This window comes from Gymnodinialimonas sp. 202GB13-11, assembly GCF_040932485.1.
Classification (GTDB): domain Bacteria; phylum Pseudomonadota; class Alphaproteobacteria; order Rhodobacterales; family Rhodobacteraceae; genus Gymnodinialimonas; species Gymnodinialimonas hymeniacidonis.
Genome location: NZ_JBFRBH010000001.1, coordinates 2879499 through 2895184, shown reverse-complemented (window position 1 = coordinate 2895184; position 15686 = coordinate 2879499). Strand labels below are relative to the sequence as shown.

The following is a 15686-nucleotide window of genomic DNA, read 5'->3' as shown; positions in this document are numbered from 1 at the left end:
GATCTCGCCGCCATAATCGAATGAGGCAAAGCTCAGATCGCTCAACAGCAGATCATCAAAGACCAACCGATCCGCGGCCCCGTCGCCGGCCCCTTCCTGGATCGAGTTGATAAACAGCAGCCCCGCAGCTTTTTGGTAGAGATACGTGTCGTTGCCTTCGTGGCCATACGCGTACTGCCACCCGCCCGTGCCTTCGCCCACATCGAGCGTGTCGTCACCGGCCAAACCGTACAGCTGGTCGTCGCCAGCACCACCTCGTACAACATCATCTCCATCGTCGCCAAAGATGAAGTCGTCTGCCAGTCCACCAAGGAGCGTGTCATTGCCTGAGCCACCACGCAACGAATCCGCGCCGTCTCCGCCCACAATGGAATCCGCGCCCGCTCCGCCTTCAAGTGAATTGGCAACGGAATTACCCATGATCGTATCATCCCCTGCGCCACCGATCGCGTTTTCGATTACCGCGCCGATGGCAATCGCCAGGGTTCCTGTGTACCCAAGCACATCTGAGAACGTTCCGTCCTCCAAGCTGACCTTCTGAGCACCGCCGTATGCCGAGACATCAATTGTATCAACACCGGCACCGTCCCAGATGGTAAGGAACGGGTCTCTATTGAATGTAAAATCGTAGGCAGTGTTGGCGTGCGTCGCGTTGTACCCGTATGTCGTATTTTCAGAGTTATAGCCCAGGTCGGCTCCGTAGAGGCTCTGAAGGGCAAGGATATCCATCAACATGAATGTGTCTGGATAACGCGCTGGCAGCCCCCCCGGGCCAGATGCACCGGTGAAGCTTTCATCGAAGTAGCTCATGACGGTGAATTGTACTGAGTCTTCTTGCCAGATCGCTGACCCATCGTAAGAGATGAAGCCACCACTGCCTGCATTGTAGAGAGCAGGATGAGATAGGCCGAGCGCATGGCCCAGTTCGTGCAAAAGGGTGTAGTAGCTGTAGCTTCCGATCGGCACCGACGTGTCGCTACTGCCGCCTGCTTCATTGATCCAGATATCGCCGCCTTCGGGAAATGATGGGCCAGACGGTAGCCAAGCGTAGCCTCCGGAATTATCTGAAGTGTTATATGCCGCGATCAATATTTCGGCACTGTCCGAGAAGTTGTCGCCACCATCGGTAACTTGGTTCAGCGTAAGGCCTGAGACACCTTCGGCAAGCGCGATGATCTCAAGGAAAGCGGCCTGCTGGATCGCGGTGAACTGCTGGAAGGATTCGGGGTTTTCACCGCCGGCTGGAATGCCCGGTGAATTGGTGCCCTGCGTTTCACGGAAAGCCCATGTTACAGTTGTCGGCGTTTCCGGGTTTGCCGCCCATGAAAGGCCAGTGCGAACCAAAGCGCCTGCACCCATATGAATGTCGTAGCTTGGAACGCTGTCTTCAACCACAGAGAGGCCGTAGCCGCCGGTTGCCCCGTTCCAGCCGGAAATCTCAAGATAAACCGTTCCGGTATCGTCATCGCCGAAAAGACCGAAGGTCTCGGTGATGTGGGAGTAGCGATATTTGCCCGCGACAACATCATCATTGCTGAACAGTATATTTCCGTCGGCGTCTTTTATGGTGAGGATCGGATCTTCCAACTGCGCGTCAAGCCCGCCTATACCAACGACGGCAAACGAGTATTCGACGCCTGACGTGACGTCTAACGCGATAACGTCCACATCGCTGGAATTCGAAAGCGTCCCGTGAAAGTACCCTCCCGATCCCAACTCATACGCTGTCGTAGTATCTCCAGCGGCATCCCCGGTCTCAGTGATCAGTGGATCGTCGCCAGTGTAGATACCAACCGGCGTGACAAAACTGCTGTCGTTAGACGAATAGGGGCAACCGTCAAAGGAAGGTTGAAGCACGGAACAGACTTGGCACACTGCGTTTCTCCGACGGGGGATTTTTCGGATTGAATCTCAGAGAATGTTGACCAAACCATGCAAAAGCTTGGCGGTTTTCGGGGCACCTAGGCGCTGCGCTCCTGGGCTACAAGTGTTTGCCGTCCTGACCCGCTCTCATTGCATGTTCCCGCGCCTATCAGGACAACGAGGCGGAAGATGCAGGGTCTTGGCGGCACGAAATCGAAGAGAATTTCATGCCCCCCGACAGGTTGAAGTGTTGGCTCGTCAGCCGCCTGTCAGCGGTGACACGAATTTTACCACAGGTCGAAAAAAGAAATGGTGTTTGATCTGAAGTGCATTGCCCTTAACCATTTCTCCAAGCTCCATTGAGAAGATGGACGTGCGTGGCGGACCCGCGATGCTTGTTATGTTCGCTAGATAATTAGACGGTTTCCTTTGATCAGACACTCTACAAATCCCTCTGAAGAACTAGGCGCGTTCCGTAGGCGAAACGCTTGGATCTTGTGGTCGGTCATGTTTTTCAGCCTTTTCGTCAATGTCCTGATGTTGACCGGGCCACTCTACATGCTTCAGGTCTATGAGCGTGTGCTTGGCTCTGGCAGCGAAGAGACACTTCTCGCATTGACTATACTTGTCGGGTTCCTGTTCCTGATGATGGGGCTGTTGGACTTTGCCCGCGCCCGGGTCGCTGCGCGCTACGGTGCGAAGTTGCAGCAGGCCTTTGATGCGCGGGTGTTTCGGGCAGCGTTGTCACGGGCGCAGCGGACCGGTCAGGCGCAGACGGCGCTTTCCGATTTGGCTGCCGTGCAGCGGCTGACCTCGTCCCCGGTTTTTATGGCCCTGTTTGATTTGCCTTTCACACCACTATTCATCGCGGTGATCTTCATATTCCATGCATGGTTGGGATGGCTGGCTTTGGGCGGTGCCGCAGTTCTGATCCTCGTGACAATCCTGAACCGACAAACGACGGTGACGCCTTTGGGGCAAGCGGCGGAGACAGGACGCCGTGCCGACCGGATGGCGGGTGAAATGCAGTCGCAAGCGGAGGTTATCCGCTCCCTCGGGATGCAGGAAGCGGCGTTTTCGCGGTGGCATGGGCAACGCCGGCAGGCACTCGATGTCTCGATGCGGGCGGCCGACAAGGTTGGGGGCTATTCGACGCTCTCGAAGACGCTGCGGCTGTTTCTGCAATCGGCAATTCTTGGTTTGGCAGCGCTTCTTGTGTTGCGTGGGGAGCTGCGCGCAGGAGCTATGATCGCAGGCTCTATCCTGATGGGCCGGGCGCTGGCACCAATCGATCTTGCGATTGGGCAATGGTCGATGATCTCAGAGGCTGCACGCGGTTGGGGTCGGCTGAACGGTTTGCTGGCGGATGAGCCGGAGACTCCTGCGCGGCTTGACCTTCCGCGGCCCGCAGCTGCGCTGGAAGTGGCCAGTCTGTCGGTTGTGCCGCCAGGATCAAACGTTCCGACATTGCGTGGCGTTTCCTTCCGGGTCGAGCCCGGCGAAGCGGTAGGCATTATTGGGCCGTCCGGCTCCGGAAAATCCAGCCTTGCCCGGGCGCTGACCGGCCTTTGGCAACCGTCTGGCGGTTCGATCCGCCTCGACCGGGCGACGTTGGATCAATACGATCCGGACCGGCTGGGGAAGCTGATTGGGTATCTTCCACAGAGCGTCACTCTTTTTGACGGCACCATCGCAGAGAACATCGCACGGCTCGATCCGACCCCCAATGCGAAGGAGGTGTCACAAGCCGCCATTGCGGCGGATGCAGACACGATGATCCGGGCGTTACCGGACGGATATGACACGCAGGTGGCCGGTCTAGGACCGCGGCTTTCGGGCGGCCAGGTCCAGCGTGTCGGGTTGGCCCGTGCGCTTTACGGTGATCCTGTTCTGCTGGTTTTGGACGAGCCAAACTCCGCATTGGACAGCGCTGGCTCGGACGCCCTCAACAAAGCTGTACAGGGCATGAAGGAGCGAGGCCTCGGAGTAATCATCATGGCGCATCGTCCCAACGCTATCCAGAAATGCGACAAGCTATTGGTTCTGCGGGACGGTATGGCGCAGGCCTTTGGACCGAGGGATGAGGTCCTGTCGCGCGTCTTGAAGAATTCGGCGGACGTCCGGTTGGTGGCGGACAATCCCAGCAAGGGAGGTTTGTCATGAGCGCGCGCGAAAAGTCCTGGTCCGTCGGCGGGCCGCTGCGACTTGGGCTGGTTTCCTTGCTGGTCCTTGTCGGTGGGTTCGGTACATGGGGGGTGACTACAACGCTGTCGGGTGCCGTGGTCGCCTCAGGCCAGGTCGAGGTGGACCGCAATAGGCAAGCCATCCAGCATCCTGATGGCGGGCTGGTGGCGGAATTGCTTGTCGATGAAGGGGACCGCGTGGACGCTGCGCAGGTCCTTGTTCGCCTCGATCCGTCGGAACTGGAAACCGAACTGGCCGTTGTGCAGGCCAACCTGGCTGAAGTGCAGGCGCGCCGCGCGCGACTGGAGGCCGAGCGGGACGGGCGCGAAGAGCTTTCATTTGGGCCAGAGTTGCGCGCGCTCGCGGAAACCGATCCAGAAATCGCTGACCTTGTGGCAGGTCAACAATACCTGTTTGCCGCCCGCGCCGAGACCGCTGAACAGGCGCTGGAGCAATTGCGCGGTCGCATTACGCAGATCAGTGCGCAAGTGCAGGCCCTTCAGGCGCAGCAAGAGGCCTTGGTCGGTCAGGTTGCCCTTGTCGAGGAGGAATTGGAACGGCGGCAGGCGCTTCTGGACAGCGGATCTGGCACGCGCGAGCCGGTGGTGCGACTACGCCAAGAGCTTGTTCAGCTTCAGGGCTCGGCCGGCGAAGTGGTCGCTGGTCAGGCTGAAGCCGCGGAACGAATAATCGAGACGGAGTTGGAAATCCTGCAGCTTCAAACCGAGCGGCGAGAACAGGCGATAGCGTTGCTACGTGAAACCCGCGTCGCCGAGCAAGAATTGACAGAACGCGCCAACAGTCTTGCGACGCGCATTGCCCGCATGGAGCTGCGCGCGCCGGTGCCTGGTCATATCCACGGCCTGACGATATTTGGATCAGGCTCGGTTTTGCGCCCCGCCGATCCGTTCGCCTATTTGGTTCCTGAGGGGCGGCCGCTTGTCATCTCTGCACGCGTTCCGGCGATCGACGTTGATCAGGTTTATACGGGGCAGGACGTGACCTTGGTTTTCCCGGCTTTCAACCAGAATGAGCTGTCGGAAATCACTGGGCTGGTCAGTCAGGTCTCGGCGGATGCGTTTGTCGATGACGTAAGCGGCAGCAGTTTCTACCGCGCCGAGATCACCCTTCCCGAAGATCAGGCTGCACTTCTTGGAGGGCGCGTTTTGGTGCCCGGTATGCCCGTAGACGCGTTTATCCGCACGGAAGATCGCACGCCTATGAGTTATCTGTTAGAGCCGTTCATGGCGTATTTCGGGCGGGCATTGCGGGAGAGTTGAAGATCACCAGGTTACTGAAACGCTTCAAGCTGACCGGCAGGGTCGCAGAAGCAGTTTGGTTCATCTGGACGATTTTTTCGGGTCACCCCTGAGGTCAGCGCCGAACGTGTCTTCCGACTCTAGAATTGGGCAACTAAAAATCGCTGTCAGAGGGGCATCTAAATGGCAACAAAACGGCACACGATGAAAATGCGCTGATGCAGCGTGAGGCCCAGCCGAAGCTGTTTTCGCGTGGACGGTTTTCCCGATAATTCCCATTAACAGACGCGGGAGTTTTCAAAGCGAATACCGTTGCGAATGAGTGCTCCAAGTGGACGTTCGCGAAGACTTCGAAGTGAAGCGCCTCTTTAGATAGGCGATGGCCCAATTCGATAAACTGCGCAGTTTTGCTGGCTAGGCCACGGCAATGACTGCTTCTACAAATGGAGACTCAGAGACGCTAACGCCAAGCAACTTGACGTATGACTCCCCGTCCACCAGCACCAATGCGCCGCTGCCATCCGCGCAATCCTGTAGTGAAAGTGCCAAATCATCGCCAACTTGCATTTCGCCCTTCAATGGGATCGGTCGGCGATTTTTATGACAACGCCATGTGCGAAAGCTTCTTCGCTACCCTTGAATGCGAGTTGCTGGATCGTTGGAAGTTCAAGACAAAGGCTGAATCCCGCATCGCATGCTTCGAATTCATCGAAAGATGGTACAACCCCTCGCGCAGGCATTCTGCTTTGGGGTGCAGGTCGCCGATCAACTACGAAAGGATCGCCACTGAAGGGCTGGAATCTCTAAGCCCGTAACCGTCCACGAAACCGGGGCAACTCCAACTCCAGTTGGGAGCGCCTTTAGGTGCAGAACGAGTACGGGTTTAACAAGACATGGTTCATCCCAGCACCGCCATTTCACGCAAGGCGGGTTTTTGCTGGCGCAAAAAAGCAACTAATATACCGTTAACGATTGCTGCCGATCGTAAACTGGCGCGCATTGCGGCCGGCCCCGCCCGAGTAATCCTCCCCTATGTTTGCGGAAACGGAGGAAAAACACGGTAAGAAGGCGCCCGAAGCCCGAAGAGAGTGTCACGAAGTTACGATGAGTTGAGGTGTTTACGGGGCAAAGCAGGCCGAGTTGGGCGCGATTATCCAGATCGGTGTGGCTGATCAGATATTTTGACGCTGGAAGGAGGAGTACGGCGGAAACGGCATTTCCATAATCAGCTTTGGAGGCTAGCCAATTTCTTTTCGTATTCACTCATAGCCTTCAGCATCTCTTCCTCGTAGTGATGCCGATTATAGATTGCTGCAACTCCACTCACAGCTCCACTCTTGTGATTAAGAAGCCTCTCAATCACGTGCGGAGGAGTCCCTATTTTCGCGTGTAGCGTTGCAAATGTTCGTCTCAGATCATGCAGCGTAAAGGCACTTATGCCAGTCTCTCGCAAAAGCCGACGTTGAGCTCGTGACCATCCACTGAAAGGTTTGTCGAGGTCGTGCGTCCCAAAGACGTGGACCTTGCCACCCTGAATTCCCTTGATCAGGTCTTTTGCTGCGCTGGGCAGCGGAAAATTATGTGCGTGGCCGTTCTTCGTGCGTTCGCCTCCGAGGCGAACCCAATCTCCATCGAGCTCGCCCCACCGAAGCCCAGCAATTTCGCCGCGCCTTTGCCCTGTCATGATGAGTAGGCTGACAATGTCATGGAACCTTCCCCGTTCGACCAAAACATATTTCAGCAAGTTTCGAACTTCGTCTTCACTGAGCGTTCTCTCGCGGCCATTTAATTTGTGCGGACTCTTAAACCCATCAAGCGGGTTGGAGTTCACATATTCGTGTAATTCAAGCCAACTGAAAAAGGCTTTCAAAGTACGGTAAGCATGGTTTTGGCTAGACGGAGATGGAGTCAGGCGCTGGATCGCGCGCAACACTTCTCGGCGTTTGATGGTTGCTACGTTTCCGCACAGATCAATGCGAGTGAGGTACATAGCGTAGGCTGAAGCTGTGGAGTCGCGAAGGCGATTCGAACATTCGTGCAAGTAGCGTTCAACCAAACCAGCGAACTCGTCCTCGGCTGGTTTGAGGGTGGCGCCGCTCGGCGTATTCAAGAGGGTTGCCGCGCGATTGCGCGCGTCTAGTGAGCGTATTTCAGGATAAACTCCAAGTGTCGCTGGCCGCGTAGATCCATTAATTTTCAAAACGAAGAACTTTGCCCTAGTTGTGCAACGAAGCCCTAGGCCAGGAAATTCGTTGTCCCAATAGGTCATTTGTCCACTGGAAGGAAGAACGATTCGCTCTACTAAATCATCAGTCAGGTCGGATATTGTGTTCGATACAACGCACCCCGAGTAGTGAGTTTTCTGCAATTCTAATCTCTCCCTGAACGTCTTTTTCTATTTGTATTTTTGCGCGGCAGTTCATCATTTTGTAACTGAAGCAGAGTATCCGAGCAGCTTCGAAGGAGTTCCCTTATTTCGTTGAAAAATTCCTGGCTCTCACGAGTGTACGCACCATGCTTAAGAGCGTTCTGGTTTCCTTTTGGAGCGCCCGTCCCCTTTGCGCCACCGTGCATGCGGCAACGATGCTTTCCTTTTACAGCCGGGGACATGCATGGTGTACCATTTCGAGTCTTGGCGAGGCATCTAGGAGAAGAGCGCATTGCCGAGGTCGACCGTTTGTGCCCACTACCCATTTAGCTCTCCCTACCTTCTCTCCAGAAAAAGTTTGGTTTCCACCTAGTGATATTTTTGTGCGCAGGTCGGTAGGCCCTTACGCACTTCAAAGTGGTGTATTCAAAGCGTGCCAAATTGTTGGAACCGCTTCTCCTTCCTTAATTTGTTCGTAGTTCATTAAAGACGATCGCCTGCTTCGCATAAAGGTTTCCGAGCTTCACCATCTTACCTACACACCGATCATTAACGTCGAGATTGTCCGGTGTAACCGCTGCAAGCATTCCACAATCAATAAAAACCTTATTCACCGAAATCATTTGGTGAAGCAGCATTTCCTGAATTGGATCGAGCTCGCCGAGCCGCTCGAAGTACTCCGCCGCCTTCGCAGCGCGGGGGATGGCGAGCGACTGATCGGTGTCGAAGATGTCACGAGTCGTTCGTTGAAGGGTGTTCATGTCAACTACATGAAGTTTGGCAAGCCGTGCGTAGTCGTTTTCATCTACCATCTCGTGCGTGCTCGTCGAATCCTGCTCTATTTCTGAGGAGGTTTCTTCGGTGTGAGTGGTCACATCGAAGTTGTGCTGCGGATCCTCGCCGATGGATTTTGAAAGATCGGTCGCCTTTGTGGCCCACTGTTGGGCGTTGTGCAGTGCTTCAACGGCTGCATACGAGGCCGAGTTCAAAAGGTGCGTGTTGTGCTGGGACATTTTGTACCTCTAAAGGTCCTGATTTGTTCACATTATGTACCGATTCGTTGAAATATCAAAGGGCAACCGAAATTCACCCAGTTTCAAAAAAATGTATAAAAACAATTACTTGAAATATGTTGCTGATGACCCCTCTGCTTTTTTGTAGAGGGCCTTCAAATGCGACGGGCGCCGCAGCTCAGTTTTCGGTTCGCTAATTCCACATCATGAACGTCTCGTAGTGAGTTCTTCTTCAATCTACTTAAGCACGAGAAGATCAGGCAAATGGCGTGTCCAACTTTCGACGACATACAGCGCGACGTGTTCTGCCCCGTCGAGTGCCACCAAAATCGTAGGCGCGAGTGTGCGCAGAGCGGAACGACGCCGTTCTCCAAATCTCAGAGACGGCACAAAGCGCGTTACGCTGGTATCCAGGGAGTTCGCGGCTGATAGTGGTTGTCCAAGCGCTGGCACTCGGAGATCGGAACGTCGGTGTAGCCGGGAATCTTGGATATTTTCTACTTTGCATGGGGTTGTTCTAATGGAACTCATTCTGCAAAAAGAATCTCTCTCGCACTGGGCGCAGCGAAATCGGCATCTATCAAGTTCCGAGTCATTCGTTTCACGTTGGAAAATGATGCTTGGGCTTATCGGAAGCGCGCTACTGGCAGCAATTGACCTACACCCCGTTGTGAATCTTAGTACGCGCAATCCTGGGTCACCAACCTGTACCGAACGGTGGAACGGCCTTCCGGGCAACTCGATCGAGAATGCGATATTGCATTCCTGCAGAAGGCCAGTGGCCTCGTGACTGTCCCTCATGCCGGAGATTGAAGCGATTTGGGGGTTGGCATGCTGTGTGGCGCGAACGGAAAATAGTTGCGATGGGCAGCACCACCAAAGTCAACATGGGTGACGCCTCTGATGAAGTCGCCGAAAATCAACCGGTTTACGTCCCATTTAGGGCGGCACTCAATTTGGAAAACCCTAGGAAGGTGCCCGTTGGTTTAACCGAGATGCCCACCCGTAGCTACTTCGGTGAGGAAGGCATTAACCGGTTCGAGAGCGCCTATTCCCGCGAATAGACGTCAAGGCGCCCAGTTGCGTCACTCCTTTGCACTGGCACGGAGGGAATGTGCCGATCCGGGGATTGCCGCCACCCCAGCAATGCAGCTATCCCTTAGCCTTGATTGAGTGGCCGCTGAGATCGCTCAGAATCAACTTGGTGGGGCAAGACTTGCGACGCATTGGCAAACTGCGGTTCTCGGTTGTCGCCTTATCAGTCGGCCTCGGATGCGGTGTATCTGCTCAAGCAATCGCTGACGATACCTCCGACCTGTTCCGGTCCACCACTGTCAACACCTACGGCCTTCCCGGGCTGATCGACATGCCGACGGCCAATGCGCTCCCCGATGGTGAGCTTTCTTTCACGGTTTCTCACTCCAGTGTTGGGACGCGCGGCACTTTGGCCTTTCAGGTTTTGCCGAGCGTGACGACGACCTTCCGCTACAGCGCTATCGATTTCGCAAATGTTGGAAGGGGACGGGATCTCCTTTTTGACAGAAGCTTTGACCTGCATTGGCAGATCCTCGAAGAACGTGGCTGGTTTCCTGCTGTGGCCGTCGGTGTCCGCGACATTGCCGGGACCGGCATTTATAGTGGCGAATACGTGGTCGCCACTCGCCATTTTGGCGAATACGACCAGCTCGCGGTAACTGGCGGCATTGGCTGGGGCCGTCTTGGCGGGCGGAACAGTTTCACCAACCCGCTCGGCGCGATCGACGAACGGTTCGAAACGCGGCCCTCCCGCGATGTTGGCAACGGCGGCACGGTAAATGCCGATCAGTTTTTTCGCGGAGATGCAGCCTTCTTCGGTGGTCTTGAATGGCAGGCCTCCGACCGTTTGCGTGTACAGGTTGAATACTCGTCCGAAATCTATGCGCGTGAGACCGCAGATGGGCTCATTGATGCCTCATCTCCATTTAACATTGCCGCTTCATACGCCTTCTCCGACACGTTCATTGGGAGCGCATACGTCCTCGGCGGCGATACGGTTGGCTTCAGCCTTCAAATGACGCTGAATCCAAATCGCCCAGCGGTTCCGCCCAGCGCCGGCGACCCGGCCCCACGTCCCGTTGCGGTTCGCGCGCCATCCGCCGAGCCCTACGCGACAGATTGGGTGGAGCAGCCCGGTGGCGGGCCGATCCTGCGGGACAATTTTGCGCAATTGTTCGAGGATCAGGGCTTGCATCTCGAACGCCTCACAGTTGATGCACACCGCGCCACCATTCGCGTGCGTAACACGCGCTACAATTATGAAAGCCAGGCCCTTGGCCGCGTCTTGCGCGCCATGAGTGCGGCCTTGCCGCCATCGGTTGAGGTGTTCGAGGTCATCTTCGTCGTCGAAGGCATCGACACAAGTCGCGTCCGCATCGCGCGATCGGATCTCGAATTGCTGGAATTCGATCCCGGCGGCGCAGAAGTTGCTATTGCGGTTGCCGAGATTGAGGATGCCCGCACGACACCAGACCCTGTTGGCTTGGAAGTCGAGGTTGAACGCCCGCGCTTCACATGGGGCATCGGGCCTTACCTCAACACGTCTGTTTTTGACCCCGACAATCCATTCCTATTTGATCTGGGCGTCGAGTTTTCGGGCCAATACCGCTTTGGAAACGGGTTCGTGGCCGATGGATTGGTGCGTGCGCCGATTGTAGGCACGTTGGATCAAGCAGCCATTACCAACGACCCGCCATCAAACCCGCCCCCAGTCGTGCGCTCTGATGGTGCGCTCTACCATCAGGAAAGTCACATCTACGTCGACCGTCTGACCTTCAGCCACTACGGGCGACCTGGCGAAAACCTCTACAGTCGCGTCACTGTCGGCTATCTGGAACGTATGTTTGCTGGTGTGTCGGGCGAATTGCTGTGGCAGCCGGCGAATTCGCGCCTCGGACTTGGGGTTGAGCTTAATCACGTTTGGCAGCGCGAATATGATGGCCTGTTTGGATTGCGTGATTACGACGTCACCTCTGGCCATGTTTCGGCCTACTACCGTCTGAATGACAGTTTCGACCTGCAAGTAGATGCTGGCCGCTATCTAGCGGGTGATTGGGGCACAACGATCGCGTTGGAACGCAGCTTCGATAACGGCTGGCGCGTGGGCGCTTTTGCAACCTTTACGGATGTCTCGTTCGAAAGTTTCGGGGAAGGGTCGTTCGACAAGGGCCTAGTCATTGAAATCCCGCTGGCGTGGTTCACCGGAAATTCAACACGCGACAGCCGTGGCGGCGTGATCCGGCCCGTTCTGCGCGATGGCGGCGCGCGCTTGGATGTGGATGGACGCCTCCACGATATGGTGATCGACTATACCCGCCCCTCCTTTGAAGAAACGGAGTCGATGATATGGCGCTGAAGGGTGTCATGGCTGGCCTCGCCGCGTCGGCGCTGCTTGCAGGTTGCGGGAGTGAGGCGAATGACCCACTTTTGGGTGCCGCCCGTGCCATTGGTACAAGTCTGCTCACCCGGAATGCCCCCGAAACGCCCCCTGTCGATCCTCGCGCGGTTCTGACACGCGAAGCGATCAACCGGGCTGGCGTTCCCTTGATCCTTTTGGAGCGCCAGTCGGCTGGCACATCGTCCACGCTGACCCGTATTGCGACAAACGGCCCAAACGAGACCTGGCAAGGTGACGACGATCTGACTGTGACGCTCAGTCGTGAAGGCGTGCTGCGGGCGACACGGGGCTACTTGCACGATCTGTATTCTGCCGACATCTCGGCGGTCCGTCAGGCACTGGTGCAGCGCAGCGGTGGCTCGGCGCCACGCGTTCATACCAGGGTTGTTGGGGATCTGGAGACATTGGTTGCCTCTTATATCTGCGAGGTCGGCTTTGCCGGATCTGAACGGATCAACATCTTCGGCCGTGTACAGACGCTCACCCGCGTGGTGGAACGGTGCTCAGCCCAGCCTGGCTCTGACTTGGCTGATTTCGAAAACCGTTACTGGATTGACGGAAGTGGGATGGCTTGGGCATCCGAGCAATATGCGGGCCCCGATCTTGGCCATCTGAGGATCGAACGCCTACATCGTTGATGTGTTACTGCGATTTCTGGTGGCGATGCATCGCGTAACGCATTCCCTCCATCCCTCTATCCTGCTAGCTTTCCCGAAACGAAAAGGGGGGCTGCTATGCCAGAGGCATTCATCTGCGACTATATCCGCACGCCTATCGGACGGTTCGGTGGGGCGCTCGCCTCCGTCCGCGCGGATGATCTGGGGGCTGTACCACTACGGGCTTTGATGTCTCGAAACAGCGGCGTGGATTGGGAAGCGGTTGAAGATGTGTGGTTCGGCTGCGCCAATCAGGCAGGCGAGGACAATCGCAATGTGGCGCGCATGTCGGCGCTTCTGGCAGGCTTGCCAGAGAGCGTTCCCGGGACGACCATCAACCGGCTTTGCGGATCTGGGATGGACGCAGTGATTGCCGCCGCTCGTGCGATCAAGGCAGGTGAGGCTGAGTTGATGATCGCAGGTGGTGTGGAGTCGATGTCCCGTGCGCCGTTTGTGATGCCGAAGGCGGATGCGGCGTTTTCGAGGAAGGCCGAGATCTTTGATACGACGATCGGTTGGCGCTTTGTGAACCCGATGATGAAGGCGCAGTACGGGATCGATTCCATGCCCGAGACGGCGGAGAACGTTGCGGAGGATTACAGCGTTTCCCGCGCAGATCAGGATGCGTTTGCGCTGCGCTCGCAGGAGAAGGCGGCTGGTGCAAGTGATCGTTTGGCGGAGGAGATCGCTCCGGTCACGATCCCACAGCGGAAGGGTGAGGATGTTGTTGTCTCGGAAGACGAGCATCCTCGCGCCACGACTCTGGAAAAGCTGGCTGCGTTGCGGGCGCCGTTTCGGGAGAGTGGCAGCGTGACGGCAGGCAATGCGAGTGGCGTCAATGATGGCGCTGCTGCGCTCATTATCGCGTCAGAAGCAGCGGCGGCAAAACATGGTCTGACGCCGATTGCGCGGGTGCTGGGAGGGGCCGTTGCAGGGGTGCCGCCGCGGATCATGGGGATGGGGCCTTCGCCCGCCTCAAAGAAGCTGATGGAGCGGTTGGGGCTGACCATGTCGGACTTTGATGTGATCGAGTTGAACGAGGCCTTTGCGGCGCAGGGGCTTGCGGTTTTGAGGGAGCTTGGTGTTGCCGATGATGACCCGCGTGTGAATCCGAACGGGGGCGCGATTGCGCTGGGGCATCCGTTGGGGATGTCGGGCGCGCGGATCACGGGGACGGCGGCTCTGGAGATGAAACTGAACGGCGGGAAGCGGGCACTGGCGACGATGTGCATCGGGGTAGGCCAGGGTATCGCGGTGGCGCTGGAGGCGGTTTGAGAGGGCTGCTCACGCGTGAGTAGAGGGGTTAAGTGTTTGTAATCGATTGGGAAAGGCGATTTTGGTTACGTATTGTTAAGATTTCTTCAAACGACCAATCAGACAGCGTGAGGGTCAGCGGCTAAAACCCTAAGGCCCCAATTCACTGAACCTTTTTTCCATCGGGGAAATACAGGGAAATGCCGTGCGGGGCGGCATCGAAGCGCCGCGCGCCTTCCAGTACAGCATCGAGAAACCAATGATATTCCGGGCTGTTTTGCATCCCTTCGCGGCACACAAGCCAAAACCGCGAGAAAGGCGTGACCGCAGTATCGAACGGCGCAACAAGCGCTCCGGACTTCAAATGCTCCCAAGCTAGAAACGACCCGCCAATCGCGATGTGCCCCGTCGCAATCGCGGTTTCGACAGCGCTTGCGGTATCCGCGCAACTGACTGCATCGCTTGTGGGTGGCGTTATCCTGTGTAGGTTATGCCATGCGGCCCAATTGGTCAGGCCGCCTTTGGGGTCGGTGGCGAATTCGACGCCGATAAGGCCCTGCTTGCCGACATCCTGGGGTGTTCTGACGAAACGGGCCACGTCTGGTCGCATGAGTGGTGTGAACCACGTCCGCAATAACGGAATCCAATGATGCTCATTTAGAGGTTCATCCGCCCAACGCACGACCATGTCGAAATCTGTGTCCGCGAGATCCCGGTTCTGTTTGGAGAGATCCCATGACATCCGGATATCGGGGCGGTCCCCCTTGGCTGCTGCCAGCGACGGCATGACCCAACTGTGCAGCGCCTTGGCCGGTCCACTGACCTTCAAGACCGTTTCTTGGAGAGGTTCGCGAGCCTCACTCCATGCAGTTTGAATAGTTTCGAAGACGCGCCCGAGCCGCTTTTGCAGCACTTGCCCCTTATCCGTCAGTTCGATTGCGCGATGCTTGCGTAGGAACAGAGGCCCGCCAAGCTCCTGCTCCAACTGTTTGATCTGAAAGCCGACAGCTGCGGGTGTCACAAAGAGCTCATCTGCGGCCTTGGCGAAGCTGAGGTTGCGGGCCGCGGCTTCAAAGGTCCTGAGAGACGTCAGGGAGGGTAGGCGATTGGGCATTTGACACAAGGATAACTTGTCCAAGGGCAAAAGTAATCCCGTTTGTCAGCTGAGCCCTGAAACAGCACCTTCTCCCCATCGTTGACCAACAAAACCTGTAGGAGACCTCCAATGAAATGCTTAGTACTTTCCGCTGCTCTCTTCGCCACGATGGCTGCCCTGCCTGCCGCTGCCGATCAATTCGCGGTTCAAATTGACGCCCCTTACGAGGGTGCAAGCCCAAGACTAATGGAAACCCTTCGGGTGACCGTCGTTGAAGACTTTATGCACAATGACGCCCACTACCTGGTCATTGACGCGCCGACAGTTGGCTACGCGGAGGCGTTTGTCGTTGCGATCCACCGTGACGCGATCGAGTTGCACGCGCTGGATGCGGATTGGACAAATCCGGCCATGCAACATCTGACCCCGGCGCAGCGCCTGAGCTTTTTGCGGGTTATCGAGTGCGACACCTGTGTGAGCTGACGCACCCGACGGGATTTCGATGCGCAGTCGAAGGTGGCTATCAGCGAAGCTTACCTCTTCCGGTTGATCGTGCTGCC

12 protein-coding genes and 1 pseudogene are annotated in these 15686 nt (G+C 56.7%); 8 read left to right on the top strand and 5 right to left on the bottom strand.

From position 1 onward, the window contains the following. On the bottom strand, window positions 1-1857 hold a 1857-nt coding region (locus V8J81_RS14650), incomplete at its 3' end, for a M10 family metallopeptidase (protein WP_368476491.1). Window positions 1858-2370: 513 nt separating this feature from the next. On the opposite strand from V8J81_RS14650, the gene V8J81_RS14645 reads away from it, so the two are divergent. The 3 genes and pseudogenes from V8J81_RS14645 to V8J81_RS14635 all read left to right on the top strand — a co-directional run. Next, window positions 2371-4026, top strand: a complete 1656-nt coding sequence (locus tag V8J81_RS14645) for a type I secretion system permease/ATPase (RefSeq protein ID WP_368476490.1) — start codon at window positions 2371-2373, stop codon at window positions 4024-4026. After that, on the top strand, window positions 4023-5327 hold the full coding sequence (locus tag V8J81_RS14640; RefSeq protein ID WP_368476489.1) for an HlyD family type I secretion periplasmic adaptor subunit: 1305 nt from the start codon (window positions 4023-4025) through the stop codon (window positions 5325-5327). Before V8J81_RS14645 ends, V8J81_RS14640 begins: the two co-directional genes overlap by 4 nt. Before the next feature lie 533 nt (window positions 5328-5860). Then, a pseudogene (locus V8J81_RS14635) lies at window positions 5861-6121 on the top strand (integrase core domain-containing protein); the annotation flags it as partial. 410 nt (window positions 6122-6531) lie between these two features. Here V8J81_RS14635 and V8J81_RS14630 read toward each other — a convergent pair. The 3 genes from V8J81_RS14630 to V8J81_RS14620 all read right to left on the bottom strand — a co-directional run bounded on the left by V8J81_RS14630 (window position 6532) and on the right by V8J81_RS14620 (window position 8687). After that, a complete protein-coding gene (locus tag V8J81_RS14630; protein ID WP_368476488.1) occupies window positions 6532-7575 on the bottom strand; it encodes a tyrosine-type recombinase/integrase in 1044 nt (347 codons plus the stop codon). 101 nt (window positions 7576-7676) lie between these two features. Then, window positions 7677-7967, bottom strand: coding sequence for an HGGxSTG domain-containing protein (locus tag V8J81_RS14625; RefSeq protein ID WP_368477655.1), 291 nt, complete (start codon window positions 7965-7967; stop codon window positions 7677-7679). 171 nt (window positions 7968-8138) lie between these two features. Beyond that, window positions 8139-8687 carry a hypothetical protein gene (locus V8J81_RS14620; protein WP_368476487.1) on the bottom strand — a complete coding sequence of 183 codons (549 nt, stop codon included), beginning with the start codon at window positions 8685-8687 and terminating at the stop codon, window positions 8139-8141. Window positions 8688-9436: 749 nt separating this feature from the next. Between V8J81_RS14620 and V8J81_RS14615 the strand changes: the two genes are divergently transcribed. The 4 genes from V8J81_RS14615 to pcaF all read left to right on the top strand — a co-directional run bounded on the left by V8J81_RS14615 (window position 9437) and on the right by pcaF (window position 14051). Continuing rightward, complete coding sequence (locus V8J81_RS14615; protein ID WP_368476486.1) at window positions 9437-9751, top strand: hypothetical protein; 315 nt, start codon at window positions 9437-9439, stop codon at window positions 9749-9751. 152 nt (window positions 9752-9903) lie between these two features. After that, the gene (locus tag V8J81_RS14610; protein WP_368476485.1) at window positions 9904-12078 is read left to right on the top strand and encodes a YjbH domain-containing protein; all 2175 of its coding nucleotides are present in this window, start codon (window positions 9904-9906) and stop codon (window positions 12076-12078) included. Then, on the top strand, window positions 12069-12758 hold the full coding sequence (locus tag V8J81_RS14605; RefSeq protein ID WP_368476484.1) for a YjbF family lipoprotein: 690 nt from the start codon (window positions 12069-12071) through the stop codon (window positions 12756-12758). The genes V8J81_RS14610 and V8J81_RS14605 overlap by 10 nt, the downstream gene beginning before the upstream one ends. A gap of 96 nt (window positions 12759-12854) precedes the next feature. Then, window positions 12855-14051, top strand: coding sequence for a 3-oxoadipyl-CoA thiolase (gene pcaF, locus V8J81_RS14600; protein WP_368476483.1), 1197 nt, complete (start codon window positions 12855-12857; stop codon window positions 14049-14051). Between the two features lie 142 nt (window positions 14052-14193). On the opposite strand, the gene V8J81_RS14595 is transcribed toward pcaF, so the two are convergent. Then, a complete protein-coding gene (locus V8J81_RS14595) occupies window positions 14194-15144 on the bottom strand; it encodes a LysR family transcriptional regulator (protein ID WP_368476482.1) in 951 nt (316 codons plus the stop codon). 111 nt (window positions 15145-15255) lie between these two features. Here V8J81_RS14595 and V8J81_RS14590 point away from each other — a divergent pair, with 111 nt between their 5' ends. Then, on the top strand, window positions 15256-15609 hold the full coding sequence (locus V8J81_RS14590) for a hypothetical protein (protein WP_368476481.1): 354 nt from the start codon (window positions 15256-15258) through the stop codon (window positions 15607-15609). Window positions 15610-15686 lie beyond the last annotated feature (77 nt).